The 14,666-nt window shown below is 61.6% G+C and carries 14 protein-coding genes and 1 tRNA gene; 4 read left to right on the forward strand and 11 right to left on the reverse strand.

Annotated features, from left to right (window positions below):
- Position 1: 1 nt before the first annotated feature.
- The 5 genes from FNA67_RS11725 to FNA67_RS11745 all read right to left on the reverse strand — a co-directional run bounded on the left by FNA67_RS11725 (position 2) and on the right by FNA67_RS11745 (position 5,417).
- A complete protein-coding gene (locus FNA67_RS11725; protein WP_147656149.1) occupies positions 2–1,144 on the reverse strand; it encodes an amino acid ABC transporter substrate-binding protein in 1,143 nt (380 codons plus the stop codon).
- 17 nt (positions 1,145–1,161) lie between these two features.
- Positions 1,162–1,959, reverse strand: a complete 798-nt coding sequence (locus tag FNA67_RS11730) for an amino acid ABC transporter ATP-binding protein (RefSeq protein WP_049705283.1) — start codon at positions 1,957–1,959, stop codon at positions 1,162–1,164.
- A 5-nt stretch (positions 1,960–1,964) separates the two neighbouring features.
- On the reverse strand, positions 1,965–3,098 hold the full coding sequence (locus FNA67_RS11735; RefSeq protein WP_147656150.1) for an amino acid ABC transporter permease: 1,134 nt from the start codon (positions 3,096–3,098) through the stop codon (positions 1,965–1,967).
- Between the two features lie 4 nt (positions 3,099–3,102).
- Positions 3,103–4,293: an amino acid ABC transporter permease gene (locus tag FNA67_RS11740; protein ID WP_082202115.1), complete on the reverse strand. Its 1,191-nt coding sequence runs from the start codon at positions 4,291–4,293 to the stop codon at positions 3,103–3,105.
- Positions 4,294–4,400: 107 nt separating this feature from the next.
- Positions 4,401–5,417 carry an amino acid ABC transporter substrate-binding protein gene (locus FNA67_RS11745; RefSeq protein WP_049705285.1) on the reverse strand — a complete coding sequence of 339 codons (1,017 nt, stop codon included), beginning with the start codon at positions 5,415–5,417 and terminating at the stop codon, positions 4,401–4,403.
- Between the two features lie 224 nt (positions 5,418–5,641).
- On the opposite strand from FNA67_RS11745, the gene metC reads away from it, so the two are divergent.
- On the forward strand, positions 5,642–6,832 hold the full coding sequence (gene metC / locus FNA67_RS11750; RefSeq protein ID WP_308499090.1) for a cystathionine beta-lyase: 1,191 nt from the start codon (positions 5,642–5,644) through the stop codon (positions 6,830–6,832).
- Here the strand turns inward: metC and FNA67_RS11755 are convergent.
- Complete coding sequence (locus FNA67_RS11755; RefSeq protein ID WP_147656152.1) at positions 6,814–7,569, reverse strand: phosphatase PAP2 family protein; 756 nt, start codon at positions 7,567–7,569, stop codon at positions 6,814–6,816. The two genes, metC and FNA67_RS11755, sit on opposite strands and share 19 nt — an antisense overlap.
- 84 nt (positions 7,570–7,653) lie before the next feature.
- On the opposite strand from FNA67_RS11755, the gene FNA67_RS11760 reads away from it, so the two are divergent.
- The 3 genes from FNA67_RS11760 (at position 7,654) to FNA67_RS11770 (ending at position 9,078) form a co-directional block, all read left to right on the forward strand.
- Positions 7,654–7,730 (forward strand) — tRNA-Pro (locus FNA67_RS11760).
- A gap of 25 nt (positions 7,731–7,755) precedes the next feature.
- Positions 7,756–8,061, forward strand: a complete 306-nt coding sequence (locus FNA67_RS11765; protein WP_049707992.1) for an ETC complex I subunit — start codon at positions 7,756–7,758, stop codon at positions 8,059–8,061.
- 141 nt (positions 8,062–8,202) lie between these two features.
- Positions 8,203–9,078, forward strand: coding sequence for a TraB/GumN family protein (locus FNA67_RS11770; RefSeq protein ID WP_147656153.1), 876 nt, complete (start codon positions 8,203–8,205; stop codon positions 9,076–9,078).
- Between the two features lie 57 nt (positions 9,079–9,135).
- On the opposite strand, the gene FNA67_RS11775 is transcribed toward FNA67_RS11770, so the two are convergent.
- The 5 genes from FNA67_RS11775 to FNA67_RS11795 form a co-directional block, all read right to left on the reverse strand.
- Complete coding sequence (locus FNA67_RS11775) at positions 9,136–10,281, reverse strand: Gfo/Idh/MocA family protein (protein ID WP_147656154.1); 1,146 nt, start codon at positions 10,279–10,281, stop codon at positions 9,136–9,138.
- A gap of 9 nt (positions 10,282–10,290) precedes the next feature.
- Positions 10,291–11,343, reverse strand: a complete 1,053-nt coding sequence (locus FNA67_RS11780) for a sugar phosphate isomerase/epimerase family protein (RefSeq protein ID WP_049705289.1) — start codon at positions 11,341–11,343, stop codon at positions 10,291–10,293.
- Positions 11,344–11,481: 138 nt separating this feature from the next.
- Positions 11,482–12,627 carry a Gfo/Idh/MocA family protein gene (locus tag FNA67_RS11785; RefSeq protein WP_147656155.1) on the reverse strand — a complete coding sequence of 382 codons (1,146 nt, stop codon included), beginning with the start codon at positions 12,625–12,627 and terminating at the stop codon, positions 11,482–11,484.
- A 4-nt stretch (positions 12,628–12,631) separates the two neighbouring features.
- On the reverse strand, positions 12,632–13,381 hold the full coding sequence (locus FNA67_RS11790; RefSeq protein ID WP_147656156.1) for a sugar phosphate isomerase/epimerase family protein: 750 nt from the start codon (positions 13,379–13,381) through the stop codon (positions 12,632–12,634).
- Positions 13,382–13,580: 199 nt separating this feature from the next.
- Positions 13,581–14,663, reverse strand: a complete 1,083-nt coding sequence (locus FNA67_RS11795; protein WP_049705292.1) for an ABC transporter ATP-binding protein — start codon at positions 14,661–14,663, stop codon at positions 13,581–13,583.
- Between the last annotated feature and the right edge of the window lie 3 nt (positions 14,664–14,666).

A 14,666-nucleotide genomic window follows, 5' to 3' on the forward strand; every position in this document is an offset into this window, starting at 1 on the left:
GTCAGCGCACCGGCGGTGCGTAGAGCAGGCCGCCGTTGGTCCAAAGCGAGTTCTGTCCGCGCGAAAGCGACGCCCCCGTCTGGGGACCGAAGTTCCGCTCGTAGAGCTCCGAATAATTGCCAACCGCCGCGATGACGCGTGACATGAACTTGGGGTCGAGGCCAAGCGGTGTCCCGAAGTCCCCCTCCAGCCCCAGCAACCGCTTGATGGCGGGATTGTTGACGGTGGACATGGATTCGATGTTGCGCGAGGTAATGCCCAACTCTTCCGCCTCGATGATCGCGAACATGGTCCAGCGTACGAGCTCGAACCACTGGTCGTCGCCCTCGCGCACCACCGGCCCGATCATCTCCTTGGTAATGCGTTCGGGCAGGATGCGGTGGGTGGCAGGCTCCGGCAGGCTTCGGCGAATGGCATTGAGCCACCGGGCCGGTGCGGCCACGGCCTGGCATAGTCCCGAACGATAGGCGACGCCAAGATCCTCGAGATCCTGATAGAGGACCTCCGAATAACTCGCCTGGTTCTCGAAGAAGAAGTCCCGCACCGCGATCTGCTCGTCGCTGCCATCGATAAGGCAAACGCTGACGCCATCGAGTTCGTAAGCCGAAACTGCGCCAAGGCTCTGCGGCACCATGAAGGCTTCGCCGTCAAAGAACATCGTCGTGACGTAGCTGGCGCCGAACCCCGTATCGCGCTTGAGCGTCCAGGGCGCATTGCGCGACAGCATGTCGATTTCCCCGGTCTGAAGTTGGGCAAAGCGGCTGTCGCCGCCGAGCGCACGGAACTCGACCTTGTTGGGGTCGTTAAAAACCGCTGCAGCCACCGCTCGGCACAGGTCGACGTCGAACCCGGACCAGGCCCCATCATTCATCTGGGCAAACCCGGGTAACGAACGGCTGGCAGCGCAGATGAGGTGGCCGCGTTCACGCACGGTCTTGAGGGTAGGACCAGGATCGGCGGCAATTGCCAGACCAACCATCGACGCCGATAGCAACAGCGCGCCAAACAGGCGCGCTATGGCAATCCTCAGCTTTGTCCACACTCGAACCAAACAACGTCGGCCGATGGCCGCTCCTGACTTTCCGGCCATATTGGCACGGAGGTCCGGTGGGTCAAGGCGTAACGCCCTGGTCCCCACCGCCATTTGGTCCGTTTTACCCGCTAATGCAGGATCTGGCTCAGGAAGAGCTTGGTGCGCTCGTGCTGCGGATTGGAGAAGAACGCTTCGGGTTCATTCTGCTCGATGATTTGGCCCTGATCCATGAAGATGACCCGGTTCGCCACCTGCCGGGCAAAGCCCATCTCATGGGTGACACAGAGCATCGTCATGCCATCTTCGGCCAGCCCGACCATTACCTCGAGCACTTCCTTGATCATTTCCGGATCGAGCGCCGACGTCGGCTCGTCGAAGAGCATGATCTTGGGGTTCATGCACAGGGAGCGGGCGATCGCCACGCGCTGCTGCTGCCCGCCGGACAATTGCCCGGGGAACTTGTTGGCCTGCTCGGGAATCTTCACCCGCTCGAGATAGTGCATGGCGGTTTCCTCGGCCTGGGCCTTGGGAATGCCGCGCACCCAGATGGGAGCGAGAGTCAGGTTCTGCATGATGGTCAGGTGCGGGAAGAGGTTGAAGTGCTGGAACACCATACCCACCTCGCGCCGCACTTCATCGACGCGCTTGAGATCGGAGGTCAGTTCCACTCCGTTGACGATCACCTGCCCCGTCTGATGCTCCTCGAGGCGATTGATGCACCGGATGAGCGTCGACTTGCCCGACCCGGAGGGGCCGGCGATGACGATCCGCTCGCCTCGCATCACCTTAAGGTTGATGTCGCGCAGGACGTGGAACTCGCCGAACCATTTGTTCATGCCGATGATTTCGACCGCCACGTCCGTGTCGGACACGCTCATGTGGCTGCGATCGACCGGCTTTTCGACGGTCGTTTCGGAAAGGGACATGGGCTTTACCTCTTATGACCCGTGTCGAGCCGCCGCTCCATGTACTGGGAGTAGCGTGACATCGAGAAACAGAAAATCCAGAAGACGAAGGCGGCAAACACGTAGCCGGTGACGGCTTGTGTCGGAGACCCCCACTCGGTCAGCGAAGTCGAGGACTGCACGGCGCGCAGCAGGTCGAACAGGCCAACGATGTAGACGAGCGACGTATCCTTGAACAGGGCAATGAAGTTGTTCACGATCCCCGGGATCACGTGCTTGAGCGCCTGCGGCAGGATGATCAAACCCATCCGCTTCCAGTAGCTCAGGCCCAGGGCCGAGGCGGCTTCGGTTTGCCCGCGGGGAATGGCCTGAAGACCACCGCGCACGGTCTCGGCCAGATATGCCGAGGCGAAGAGCGTCACGCCCACCAGGGCCCGCAGCAGCTTATCGATGCTGGTGCCGACGGGCAGGAAAAGCGGCAGCATGACCGAAGCCATGAACAGCACCGTAATCAACGGCACAGCGCGCCACAACTCGATGAAGCAGACGCAGAGCGTCTTGATGATCGGCAGCTTCGATTGCCGCCCCAGGGCCAGCAGGATGCCGATGGGGATCGAGCAGGTAATTCCCACGATCGAGATGATGAGGGTGATCATCAGGCCACCCCACTTCTCCGTGGTGACCAAGGGCAGCCCGAACACGCCGCCGGTGAGCAGGTAGAAGCTCACGACTGGCAGCACGATGAAGAAGAGAGCGGCGTTGGTCCGCTTGAACGGCAGCCCGGGCCAGAGCAGCGGCACGAGCAGCAGCGCGGTTAGGGCAAAGACCAAGATCGGTCGCCAGTACTCTTCCTGCGGGTAGAAGCCGAACATGAAGAAGTCGAAACGGTCGGCGATATAGATCCAGCAGGCACCGACGTTCTCGAAACGGCAGGCCCCGCCCTTCAATCCCTCTGGATCGGAAAACACGGCATTGCCGATGAAGAAGTTGTAGAGCCCCGGGATGATCCACAGCACGAAGGCGACTGCGACCACGGTCAGGATGACATCGGACGGCGAGGCAAAGAGGTGCTTGCGCGCCCAGGCGATGGCGCCGAGGCCCTGGCTGGGTGGGCGTTCGGGCGCCAGGATTTCGGCGCGGACAAAGGTGGTATCGCTCATGGCCTCATCTCTCCACCAGCGCGACGCGCGCGTTGTACCAGTTCATGATCGCCGAGGTTGTAAGCGAAAGCGTGAGGTAGACCGCCATGGTCAGTGCAATCACCTCCACGGCGCGCCCCGTCTGGTTGAGCGTCGTTCCCGTGAAGACGTTGACCAGCTCCGGGAAGCCGATAGCGGCGCCGAGAGACGAGTTCTTGGTGAGATTGAGGTACTGGCTTGTCAGCGGAGGAATGATCACCCGCATCGCTTGTGGAATGACCACCAGCCGCAGCCGGTCGTTGTCACGCAACCCCAATGCCTCGGCGGCTTCCGTCTGGCCGCGATTTACAGCCAGGATGCCGGCACGCACGATCTCGGCGATGAAGGCGGCCGTATAGATCGAAAGCCCGAAGACCAGCGCCACGAACTCGGGCGGCAGCTCGATGCCCCCCACATAGTTGAATCCCTTGAGGACCGGAGAATCCCAATCGAGGTGAGCGCCACTGACGAACCAAACGATCGTCGGCAGGACGATGAAGACGCCGAGGAAGGTCAGGAACACCGGAAAGCGCTCGCCGGTCGCCTCCATGCGCTTGCGGGCCCATCCGCGCAGCACCAGCCCGAAGACGACGGCGATAAGGGCAGCGATGATCACCCACCAGAAGCGGGCATCGGGCAGTGGCTGGGGAACCCACAGGCCGCGCTGGTTGAGCACAAAAACATCGAAAAAGACGTGGCTCTGCTTGACCGCCGGCATCGTCTTGAGCACGGCGAAATACCAGAAGAAGAGCTGCAGCAGCAGCGGGATGTTGCGCACGACCTCGATGTAGATCGTCGCCATTCGTGCGATGATCCAGTTCGACGAGAGGCGTGCTATGCCCAGCACGAAGCCGATAACTGTGGCGAAGAATATGCCGATCACCGACACCAGCAGCGTGTTGGTGATGCCGACCAGGAACGCCTCCCAGTAGTAGGAGGCCCGATCGAACGGAAAGAGCGAGAAACTGACGTTGAAACCCGAGGTCTTCCAGAGGAAGTCGAAGCCCATCGTCTTGTTCTGGGCCGTCAGGTTCGCGACGGTGTTCTGGATGATCCAGAGGAAGAAGGCGATCACAGCGACGGTGACCACCACCTGGTAGAAGTAGCCGCGATAGCGCGGGTCGTTTAGAAGGTGTGTGCGAGGCGGATCGCTCCGCAGGGGCTCGATAGCAGCCATAGGCGCAAATGTCCTCTCTCGTCGGAATCGCGACAAGCGACGGGTAATTGTCCCATCAGACGCAAGAGCCCGGCCCCTCTAGGCGAGGGGCCGGGCCCAATTGCCGACTAGCGGATCGGAGGGGCGTACTGGATGCCGCCATCCTTCCAGAGAGCGTTCAGGCCGCGAGCGAGCCCGATCGGCGTATCGGGACCGACGTTGCGGTTGAACGATTCCCCGTAGTTGCCGATATTCTTGATGATCTGGTAGGCCCAGTCCTTGGTCAGGCCGATTGGCGTACCGAAGTCGCCTTCCACGCCGAGCAGGCGCTTGATCGACGGATTGTCCGAACCTAGCATTTCATCGACATTGGCCTGCGTGACGCCGAGTTCTTCGGCCTCGAGCAGAGCAAAATAGGTCCAGCGGTTGATATTGAACCAGAGGTCGTCACCCTGGCGCACCACCGGCCCAAGGGGTTCCTTGGAGATGATCTCGGGCAGGATGATGTAGTCGTCCGGGTTTGCGAACTTGGAGCGTTCGGCGGCAAGCGCCGAAGAGTCCGTCGTATAGACGTCGCAGCGGCCATCTTCGAAGGCCTTGACCACTTCGTCCTGGTCCACGAACACGATCGGTTTGTACTCGAGATTGTTGGTCGAGAAGAAGTCGGCCGCATTCAGTTCGGTCGTGGTGCCGGACTCGATGCAGATATTGGCGCCAGACAGGTCCAGGGCCGAGGCGATTCCATCGGCCTTTCGGACCATGAAGCCCTGGCCGTCGTAGAACATCGTGCCGATGAACTTGATGCCCAGTTGCGTGTCGCGGCTCATGGTCCAGGTCGTGGTGCGCGACAGGATATCGATTTCACCAGAGGACAGAGCCGTGAAACGCTCTTGGGAGGTCAGCGGTGTGTAACGAACCTTGGACGGATCGTTGAAGATGGCAGAGGCCACTGCGCGGCAGAAATCGACTTCCAGCCCGCTCCAGTTGTTGTTTGCGTCCGGCGCAGAAAAACCTGCAACGCCCCCGGTCACGCCGCATTGCACGTAACCCTTTGCCTTGACGTCGGAAAGAGTATCCGCATAGGCGGCAGTAGCCGTAACGCTTAGTACGGCCGCTACGGCGGCCGATACGATGTGTTTATGCATCTTTTTGCCTTTGTTTCCTGACCCTGTTCTTACCGTCAGAGCGGACGTTTTGCCCCATCCGCTCCTGTACGCACTGTCCACCTTTGAGGTTGGTTCAGATGCTGATAAGTATCGAAGAGGCATTTTCTGACCGCGTCAAGCGGAATGGCCGCTTTTGGACACACAAAGTGAGCAAACAACACTCACTTGGTGTGAGTGTCTTTTTTTTGTGCAGGAGTTCCCCGGTGATCCGGAAGACTGACAGCGCCTCCCCTAGCCCGGAAACCGTTGAAACCATTCTCACTCACGCAGGCCGACACCCCGACGACCACTTCGGGTTCGTCAACACCCCGGTTTTCCGCGGCTCTACTGTTCTGTTCAAAAATCTGGCGGCCCTGGAGACCGAGCAGCAGCCCTACGTCTACGGACGCGCCGGCAACCCCACGACTCGCCAGGTGGAAGAGCTCATCACCGAGCTCGAAGGTGCCTACGACACCCAGCTCGTGCCCTCCGGATTGGCCGCCATCACCGTCGCGCTGCTGAGCTGCCTTTCGACCGGTGATGAAGTTTTGATCACCGACAGCGCCTACAACCCGACGCGAAACTTCGCCCTGCAGTTCCTCGACCGCATGGGGATCACCCACCGATTCTACGATCCGCGCATCGGAGCGGGAATCGCCGATCTGATCGGCGAGAACACCAAGGCAATCTTCACCGAAAGCCCTGGCTCCATCACCTTCGAGATCCAGGATTTGCCGGCCATCGTTGCCGCGGCCAAGCCTCGGGGCGTCAAGGTACTGATCGACAACACCTGGGCGACCCCCCTCTTCCACTCTCCTCTCAAGCTTGGCGCCGATATCGTCATCCACACCGCCACCAAGATGTTCGTGGGGCATTCCGATGCCTTTGGGGGCACCATTTCGACCACCGCCGAGGCATGGCCGGATGTGGCCAAGACCCGCGCCCTTCTTGGCTTCTTCACCGGCGGTGACGAAGCCTTCCTCATCGCCCGCGGCCTGCGCACACTGGCGGTGCGCATGAAGGAGCATGAGCAGCGCGCCGTCGAGATGGCGACCTGGCTCGAAGGCCATCCCGCCGTTAGGCGCGTCATCCATCCGGCGCTGGAAAGCCACCCGGACCACGCTATCTTCAAGCGCGATTTCACCGGCTCCGGCAGCCTCTTCGCTGCCATCCTGCATCCCCAGCCGCACGAGAACCTGGCGGCATTCGTGGACAATATGGAGCTCTTCGGCATGGGCTATTCATGGGGCGGCTACGAAAGCCTGTGCATCCCGAGTAACCCCACCAAGATTCGGACGGCCACGACCTGGACCGAAGACGGCACGCTGATCCGCCTTCACATCGGCTTTGAGGGCATGAGCGACCTCAAGCGCGATCTCGAGGCGGGGCTCGACCGTTACCTCGGCAAGCGCTGAGGTGGTGGCAGCCCCGCGACCCGTCTGATGGCCATGAGCCGGCGCGGCGCGATCGCGCCGTTCTCGGCGATCGTGAACACCCACCGGCGCCGTGCAAAGAAGTAGCGCACTGCATAGGCGCCAAGCGTGCCCATGACCATGCCACCCAGCACGTCGGTCGGATAGTGCATCCCGACCACGACCCGCGAGACGCCGACAGCGAGGGCCAGCACTATCGCCGGCCAGAACAGGCGCGGCCAGAGAAAGCCGACCACGAACGCGAAGGCAAAGATCGTCGTCGAGTGCCCGGACGGAAAGCTCTGGAACTGCCAGTCCGCTGTGAAATTGTGGAACGCCAGCGGCCCGTTTTCGTCGAACACCACCGGTCTTGCCCGGCCGATGATGCGCTTGAGGATATTGGTGGCAAGCCCCGGCAGCGCCACGCCTGCAAAGACGAAGGCCCACAGCCCCGCCATTTGCCGCGCAGCCAGCTTCTGAGGACGTTCGCGCAAGGCAAGCGACATCGCCCCGAAGATGATGAAGAGGGCAAGCGAGGGCACCAGCACCCACTCGGAGAGCCCGAGACCGGTGAGACCGGCAAAGACGCCGGCATAGGGCTGCGGCCAGGCCTGCAGGCTTTCCGACACCAGATGGTCAAGCGGCGCCAGGAAGGCGATCAGCGCGACGAATGCAACGGCGAAATACGGCCAGTTGCGACGATTGAGCCCCAACGGCAATGGCTTGGACAGGTCGGTCATGGCCAGGATCAAAGCTATTTTGGATCGCGCGTCAACCGCCCTTGCCCTTTGCCCCAAGACCCTGTAACCGGATGGCACGATGTGCGGGGTATAGCTCAGCCTGGTAGAGCACCGGTTTTGGGAACCGGGGGTCGAGTGTTCGAATCACTCTGCCCCGACCATCGCGTTTCATTTGTCGAGGAACAGATGACGGCACGTATTTACCGCCCTGCCCCCAACGCCATGCAATCGGGGCGCGGAAAGTCCAAGCAGTGGGTGCTGGTGTTTGAGCCGGCAAGCCCGCGCGAAATCGAACCGCTCATGGGCTACACGTCCTCCGGCGATACGCGCACCCAGGTGCGTCTGGAGTTCGACACCCTCGAACTCGCCGAGGCCTACGCCCACCGCAATGGCATTGCCTACACCGTTCAGCCGGCGCACCAGGCAACGCCCAAGCGCAACAGTTACCCGGACAACTTCCGCTCCGACCGCAAGACGCCCTGGACGCATTGAGCGTCAGTCCCTTGCTTTAGATGACAAGCGCCGCGCATCCCGCGGCGCTTTTGTTTTGTCCCCTCGTTCATTGCGCCCTTGCCGCCCACGCGTGAGCCGATAAGGTGCAGCCAGTGGCTTTGCTTGGGGGAGAAAGCGCAAATGAACAAATGGCTTAGCGCAAGGGTTGCGCTCGTTGCAGCCTGTATGTGGGTGCTGTTCTCGGCAACGGCTTTCGCACTGCCTGCAATGTGGTTGGCCCACAAGGGCGATATCCGAATCTGGCTGTTCGGTTCAGTCCATCTGCTCCCGCCCGGCATCGAATGGCGCTCCGAGATCCTCGAGTCGGCGCTGCAAAACGCCGACGCCGTATACTTCGAGGCCATAGTTGATCTGGAAGATCCAGGAGCGGACGCCAGGGAGGCTATGGGCAAATACCTGGTCCCGAGCGGATCGCGGTTGCTCGACCTCCTCACGCCCGAAGAACGGGAACTGGTAGCCTGGGCGGCCAAGGAAGTTGGCGCCCCCGTGTCCGGCCTGAATATCTTCAGGCCTTGGGTCGCGGCGGAAGTTCTCACCACGTTCCTCGCCGCCCGACAGGGTTTTGATTTCGCTGCTGGCGTTGATGTCACCCTGCAGGGCGAAGTCTCGCGGAACAAGCTTCGGGCATTCGAGACGCTGGCAGACCAGTTCGCGTTTTTCGACGAGATACCCGACGACCAGCAGATCGCCTATCTTCTGAGTACCGCCAAGGGCATTCAGAAGACCCCCGACGCGCTCAAGGCAATCGTCGCCAACTGGGCCGCGGGCAAACCTGAAGAAATCGCCCACAATGTCGCGGACGATTTGGGGACGGGCGGAAGCACGGATGACATACTGCTCCATCGCCGTAACGCTCGCTGGCTTGAGGAGCTGAAGACTCTGCTCGGCGAGCCCGGCGACACCTTGGTCGTGGTCGGCGCCGCCCATCTCGCAGGGGACGGCAGCCTGTTGGACCTCCTGGAGGCAGAAGGTCTCACCATCGAGCGCGTGCAATAGAATTATGCGAAACGGCCGCGCACGTGGCGCGACCGTTAGCGTCAGGAATGGTCCGGATCAAACGTCCGACAGTTTCGTCCACTTGCCGTCGTTCTTGCTCGACTGCACCGCGGCAGTAATGAACTCCATGCCTTCCACGCCATCGGCCAGGCTCGGCAGAATACCAGCATAGGCCTTGCCATTGCCGCGGATCACCTCGGCGAACTGGCTGTAAAGCGTGGCAAACGCCTCGAGATAGCCCTCCGGGTGGCCGCCAGGGATGCGGACGTTCATGGCCGGCGCCACGTTCCCCGCGATCGAGCCGCCGCGCGTCAGCAACTGCCGGGGCTTGCCGAACTCGGCGTACCACATCTCGTTAGGGTTGGCCTGCACCCACTCGATACTACCCTTCTCCCCATAGACGCGCAGCTTGAGACCGTTCTCGTGTCCCACGGCCACCTGGCTCGCCCACAGCATGCCGCGGGCGCCGCCCTGGAAGCGCAGCAGGATCTGCACGTTGTCGTCGAGCTTGCGACCTTTGACGAAGCTCGTGAGGTCGGCAGAAAGCGCATCGAGCTTAAGTCCGGTCACGAAGCGGGCGAGGTTGTAGGCATGGGTGCCGATGTCGCCGATTGCTCCGCCGGCGCCCGAGCGCTTGGGGTCCGTGCGCCAATCCGCCTGCTTGGAGGATACTGCCTCCGTCAGCCAGTCCTGCGGGTACTCGACCTGGACGATACGGATCTTGCCGAGGGCACCCGACTTCACCAACTCACGCGCCTGCCGCACCAGCGGATAGCCCGTGTAGTTGTGGGTCAGGAGGAACTTCGCACCCTTCTTGGGCTTGATTGTCGCCAGTGCCCGCGCGTCTTCCAGAGTCGAGGTCAGCGGCTTGTCGCAGATCACATGGATGCCCGCTTCGAGGAAGGTCTTGGCCGGGCCGAAATGCATGTGATTGGGCGTGACGATCGAGACGGCCTGGATGCCGTCCTTACGAGCAGCCTCCTTGGCGGCCATCTCTTCGTAGCTCGTATAGATGCGGTCTTCGGCCAGGCGCAGGTTCTTGCCCGATTCAATCGCCACATCAGGGCGCGATGACAAGGCACCCGCCACCAGTTCGTAGTCATCGTCCAGGCGGGCGGCAATGCGGTGAACGTAGCCGATAAAGGCTCCCGTCCCGCCCCCAACCATACCCAGACGAATGCGTGGTTCGCCGTTCTCTGCCATGTTTCCCTCCTAAAGGCCCAACAGCTTGCGGTTGGCCGCCCTGTCGGTGCCGGCGCCCGCAAAGTCGTCGAAGGCCTTTTCTGTCACATTGATGATATGTGCGGCAATGAACGGTGCGCCCTCGGCGGCACCCTGCTCGGGGCTCTTGATGGCGCATTCCCATTCGAGCACCGCCCAGCCGGCAAAGTCGTACTGGGAGAGCTTTGAGAACACCGCTCCGAAATCGACCTGGCCATCGCCCAGCGAACGGAAGCGCCCTGCCCGGTTGACCCAGCTTTGGAAGCCGCCATAGACGCCCTGCCGGCCGGTCGGATTGAACTCGGCATCCTTGACGTGGAACATCTTGATCCGCTCGTGGTAGATGTCGATGTAGTCCAGGTAGTTGAGCTGCTGCAGCACGAAGTGGCTGGGATCGTAAAGCAGATTGGCGCGCGGATGGTTGTTCACGCGCTCAAGGAACATCTCGTAAGTAACGCCGTCGTGCAGATCCTCGCTCGGATGGATTTCATAGCAGACATCCACTCCCACTTCATCGAACGCATTGAGAATTGGCGTCCAGCGGCGCGCCAGTTCATCGAACGCCTCTTCGACCAGCCCTGCCGGGCGCTGTGGAAACGGATAGAGATATGGCCAGGCCAGCGCGCCCGAGAAAGTGGCGTGCTCGGTCAGACCAAGGTTCTGCGAGGCTTTTGCGGCGTGCAGCAGCGTTTGCACCGCCCATTCCTGGCGCGCCTTGGGGTTATTGTGCACCGAGGCCGGAGCGAAGCCGTCGAACAGCGTATCGTAAGCAGGATGGACCGCTACGAGCTGGCCCTGCAGGTGCGTTGAGAGTTCGGTGATCTTGAGGCCATGCTTTTCGACGGTCCCGCGAATCTCGTCGGCATACGCCTTCGAATTGGCCGCCTTCTCGACATCGATGAAGCTCGATACCCAGGTCGGTATCTGCACGCCCTTGTAACCCAGTTCCGCTGCCCAGCCGCAAATCGCGTCGAGCGAATTGAACGGCGCAGCATCGCCGGCGAATTGCGCCAGGAATATCCCCGGCCCCTTGATCGTCCGCATCCTAATCCTCCCTCGTGGCACGTACATCAAGGCTTCGGCCAAGTGTACGCGTGCCTATCAATGAGAACAGCCGGCGGTGATTTCCGCCAGCCGATTGTTGTTGTTCCGGCAATTTTCGCGCCCCCTTAGGGGAATTCGTCATGCCTTGAGCAGAAGCCTGGCTTCGTCCGGCCCGAGCGCCGCGGGACGCTCGCAATAGGTCGAAAGCGTCACCACTTTCCCTGTCTCGCCAGCCTCGAGGATCGAAAGCATCACGTCCACGGCATGGAGGGCCACGTCTAGCCCGCAGCGTGCCTGCTTGCCGGTTTCGATGGTAGCCATCATGTCGGCCAGCCCGGCGGCGCGATAGTTGGCGAAAGTCGGACCGTTCGGGCGCTCCCAATTGGGCTTTCCGAGCGGATGATCCCAGGGCGCCACCGTTTCCTTGACACCTTCCTTGTCCGCAATGATGAGATCGCCCGAGAAGAAGTTCGGGTCAGGCACGTAGAGCGAGCCTTCGGTGCCGTAGAGCTCAATATTGTGGTGGCCGTGGCTGAATACGTCCCAGCTCGCGCCCAACGTGATGATCGCGCCGTTGTGGAACTCCAGCACGGCATGAATGGTCGTGGGCGTACCAACCTTGATCCTGGTCCCACGCAAGGGCGAATCCGGGGTGGTGATCGTGCGCTCGGCATTTGCCGAACCTGTAAAGGCCGTAACGCGCTTGATCGGGCCAACGAGGCTGATGAGGTCGGTGATGTAGTACGGCCCCAGGTCGAGGATCGGGCCGCCGCCGGGCTGGAAGAAGAAATCCGGGTTCGGATGCCAATGTTCCATGCCCCGGCTCAGCACGTGCGTGGTGCCCGAAGCGATGCGCCCCACCTTGCCGCTGTCAATGATCTGGCGTGCCTGCTGATGGACGCCCCCCAGGAACGTATCGGGAGCAGAACCCACCTTGAGGCCCCGTTCGTCGGCCAGCTTCTTGAGCTGCTTGCCATCCTCGACGGAGAGGACGAAAGGTTTCTCCGAATAGGCGTGCTTACCCGCCGAAACGATATTCTTGGAAACCGAGTAGTGCGCCGCCGGAACCGTCAGGTTCACGATGACGTCGATTTCGCTGTTCTTGAGGAGTTCGTCGGGCGTCTGCGCCTGGACGTGGAAGGCATCCGCCTGGCGTTTCGCCGCCTCCGGCATGATGTCGGCGATGGCCCGGACGTCGAGGTTACGGAAGAGCGGCGCCAGCTTGAGATAGGCCGTCGAGATATTGCCGGCACCCATGATGCCGACGCCATATACCTTGCTCATCGGATCACGCCCACTTGCTGGCGGTTGCGATCGAGCGCGACGCGAAACGCTCGATATCGGAAGGATTATCGTGCTCGGCCACGAAATACTGCGCGGCCGTACGCGCCTTCACTTCCTTGATGAGGTTGTCCCAGCCGAGCGTGCCGAAGCCAACGTCCGCCCAGCCATCTTCATTGGCGTTCTCGCCTGCCGGCGCGATATCCTTGACGTGAACGGCGGTGATGCGCTTGCCGTACTTGTCGAACCAGGCGATAGGATCGGCCTTGCCGCGCACGATCCAGGCGACATCGGCCTCCCACTCCAGATTGGGGGCAGTCTCCAAAATCAGGTCGATGGGCAGGTGGCCGTTGGTGGTAGCGACGAACTCGAAGTCGTGGTTGTGCCAGCCGAATCCGTAACCTTCCCTGTTGAACACCTCGCCCAGCTTGCCGAGCGTCTCGGCCAACTCGATCCACTTGGAATCGTCTGCGCTACGATCTTGGGGCGCCAGGTAGGGGCAGAATATCTTCTTGACGCCGAGCTTCTCGGCAATCCTGAGCGCGTTGGACGTATCCTTGAGCTGGTCGAGTCCGAAATGGCCCGTCGGATGGGCCAGGCCATGCGCTTTCAGGCTCGCCGCGAGGCCGTCGACATCGGCGTAAAGACCGCCAAAACCTTCAACCTGCGTGTAGCCAAGGCGCTTGACCATGGCGAGGTTGTTCTCCAGCGGCGGGAAGTTGCGCGCACTGTAAAGCTGGAACGAGAAGTCCTTCATAACTGCCTCTTTGCGAAAGAACCGCGTGACCGGAGGGGAATGCACGCGGAGGTAACCTCAGGGGACGAGCGTCGTCATCTCGCACGGGCAGAAGAAACGCTCGTATGGTAAGAAGCGGCGGCCGCCGGTCGGCGCCTGTCGCGTGGGGGGCAAGCACAGACGCCCGCGGCGGCGGAGCGCCTGTGCCCTTGCCCCCAAACTAGATGCGTTCGCCGCTCTCGGCGTCGAACAGCGACCCGCGGGCGGGATCGAAGCCGATCGTCACCTTCTGTCCGGAGTGCAGCTCGACCTCCGCGGCGGCCCTGAACGTCACCGACTGGCCGCCGAGCTTCGTCCAGGCGATCGTGTCCGCGCCCATCGGCTCAACCAGCTCGATATCGACTTCCGTGCTGAACGGCAGAGCCCGGGCGGCCTCCCCGACGGTTACATGCTCAGGACGGATGCCCAGAACAGCCTTGCCCGTCCTCACAGTGCCATCTTCCCAGCCGTAGCCGCTGAGAGAAATCTTGGTGCCGCCGGTCTCGAAGGTGCCGTCGCTATCGACCTGACCGTTGAGGAAGTTCATCGACGGGCTGCCGATGAACCCGGCAACGAAAAGATTGACGGGCTTATTGTAGATCGCGTGCGGCGTATCGAACTGCTGGATGATGCCGTTGCGCATGATGGCGATGCGATCAGCCAGCGTCATGGCCTCGATCTGATCGTGCGTCACATAGATCATCGTGTTCTTCAGGCGCTGATGAAGGCGCTTGATCTCGACGCGCAGGTCCGAACGCAACTTCGCGTCCAGGTTCGAAAGTGGTTCGTCAAAGAGGAACACATCCACATCGCGTACCAGTGCACGCCCGATGGCGACGCGCTGACGCTGTCCGCCCGAAAGTTCGACGGGACGGCGCTTGAGGAGCGGCTGGATCTGCAGGATTTCCGAAGCGTGCTTCACGCGCGCCTCGATCTCCTCCTTCTTCACCCCGGCCACCCGCAGGCCGAAGGAGAGGTTCTTCTCCACGCTCATCTGCGGATAGAGCGCGTAGGACTGGAACACCATGCCGATGCCCCGGTCCTTGGGCTCGTCCCACGTGACGTTCTTGCCCGAGATGAAAATCTGGCCGTCCGAGATGTCGAGCAGACCGGCGATGCAGTTGAGCAGGGTCGACTTGCCGCAACCGGAGGGTCCGAGCAGCACGATGAACTCGCCTCGCCCGACTTCGAGGTTCAGCTTGTTCAGCACCGTGACGGCACCGTAGCTGAGCGACAGATCCTTGATATCTACACTGGTAGCCAATTG

It is taken from the genome of Youhaiella tibetensis (assembly GCF_008000755.1).
GTDB classification, from domain to species: domain Bacteria; phylum Pseudomonadota; class Alphaproteobacteria; order Rhizobiales; family Devosiaceae; genus Paradevosia; species Paradevosia tibetensis.

Excerpts from the sequence above, each read along its gene's own strand:
- FNA67_RS11725 (WP_147656149.1), bottom strand. The coding sequence starts at position 1,144 with ATGGCGGTGGGGACCAGGGCGTTACGCCTTGACCCACCGGACCTCCGT.
- FNA67_RS11730 (WP_049705283.1), bottom strand. The coding sequence starts at position 1,959 with ATGTCCCTTTCCGAAACGACCGTCGAAAAGCCGGTCGATCGCAGCCAC.
- FNA67_RS11735 (WP_147656150.1), bottom strand. The coding sequence starts at position 3,098 with ATGAGCGATACCACCTTTGTCCGCGCCGAAATCCTGGCGCCCGAACGC.
- FNA67_RS11740 (WP_082202115.1), bottom strand. The coding sequence starts at position 4,293 with ATGGCTGCTATCGAGCCCCTGCGGAGCGATCCGCCTCGCACACACCTT.
- FNA67_RS11745 (WP_049705285.1), bottom strand. The coding sequence starts at position 5,417 with ATGCATAAACACATCGTATCGGCCGCCGTAGCGGCCGTACTAAGCGTT.
- FNA67_RS11755 (WP_147656152.1), bottom strand. The coding sequence starts at position 7,569 with ATGACCGACCTGTCCAAGCCATTGCCGTTGGGGCTCAATCGTCGCAAC.
- FNA67_RS11765 (WP_049707992.1), top strand. The coding sequence starts at position 7,756 with ATGACGGCACGTATTTACCGCCCTGCCCCCAACGCCATGCAATCGGGG.
- FNA67_RS11770 (WP_147656153.1), top strand. The coding sequence starts at position 8,203 with ATGAACAAATGGCTTAGCGCAAGGGTTGCGCTCGTTGCAGCCTGTATG.
- FNA67_RS11775 (WP_147656154.1), bottom strand. The coding sequence starts at position 10,281 with ATGGCAGAGAACGGCGAACCACGCATTCGTCTGGGTATGGTTGGGGGC.
- FNA67_RS11780 (WP_049705289.1), bottom strand. The coding sequence starts at position 11,343 with ATGCGGACGATCAAGGGGCCGGGGATATTCCTGGCGCAATTCGCCGGC.
- FNA67_RS11785 (WP_147656155.1), bottom strand. The coding sequence starts at position 12,627 with ATGAGCAAGGTATATGGCGTCGGCATCATGGGTGCCGGCAATATCTCG.
- FNA67_RS11790 (WP_147656156.1), bottom strand. The coding sequence starts at position 13,381 with ATGAAGGACTTCTCGTTCCAGCTTTACAGTGCGCGCAACTTCCCGCCG.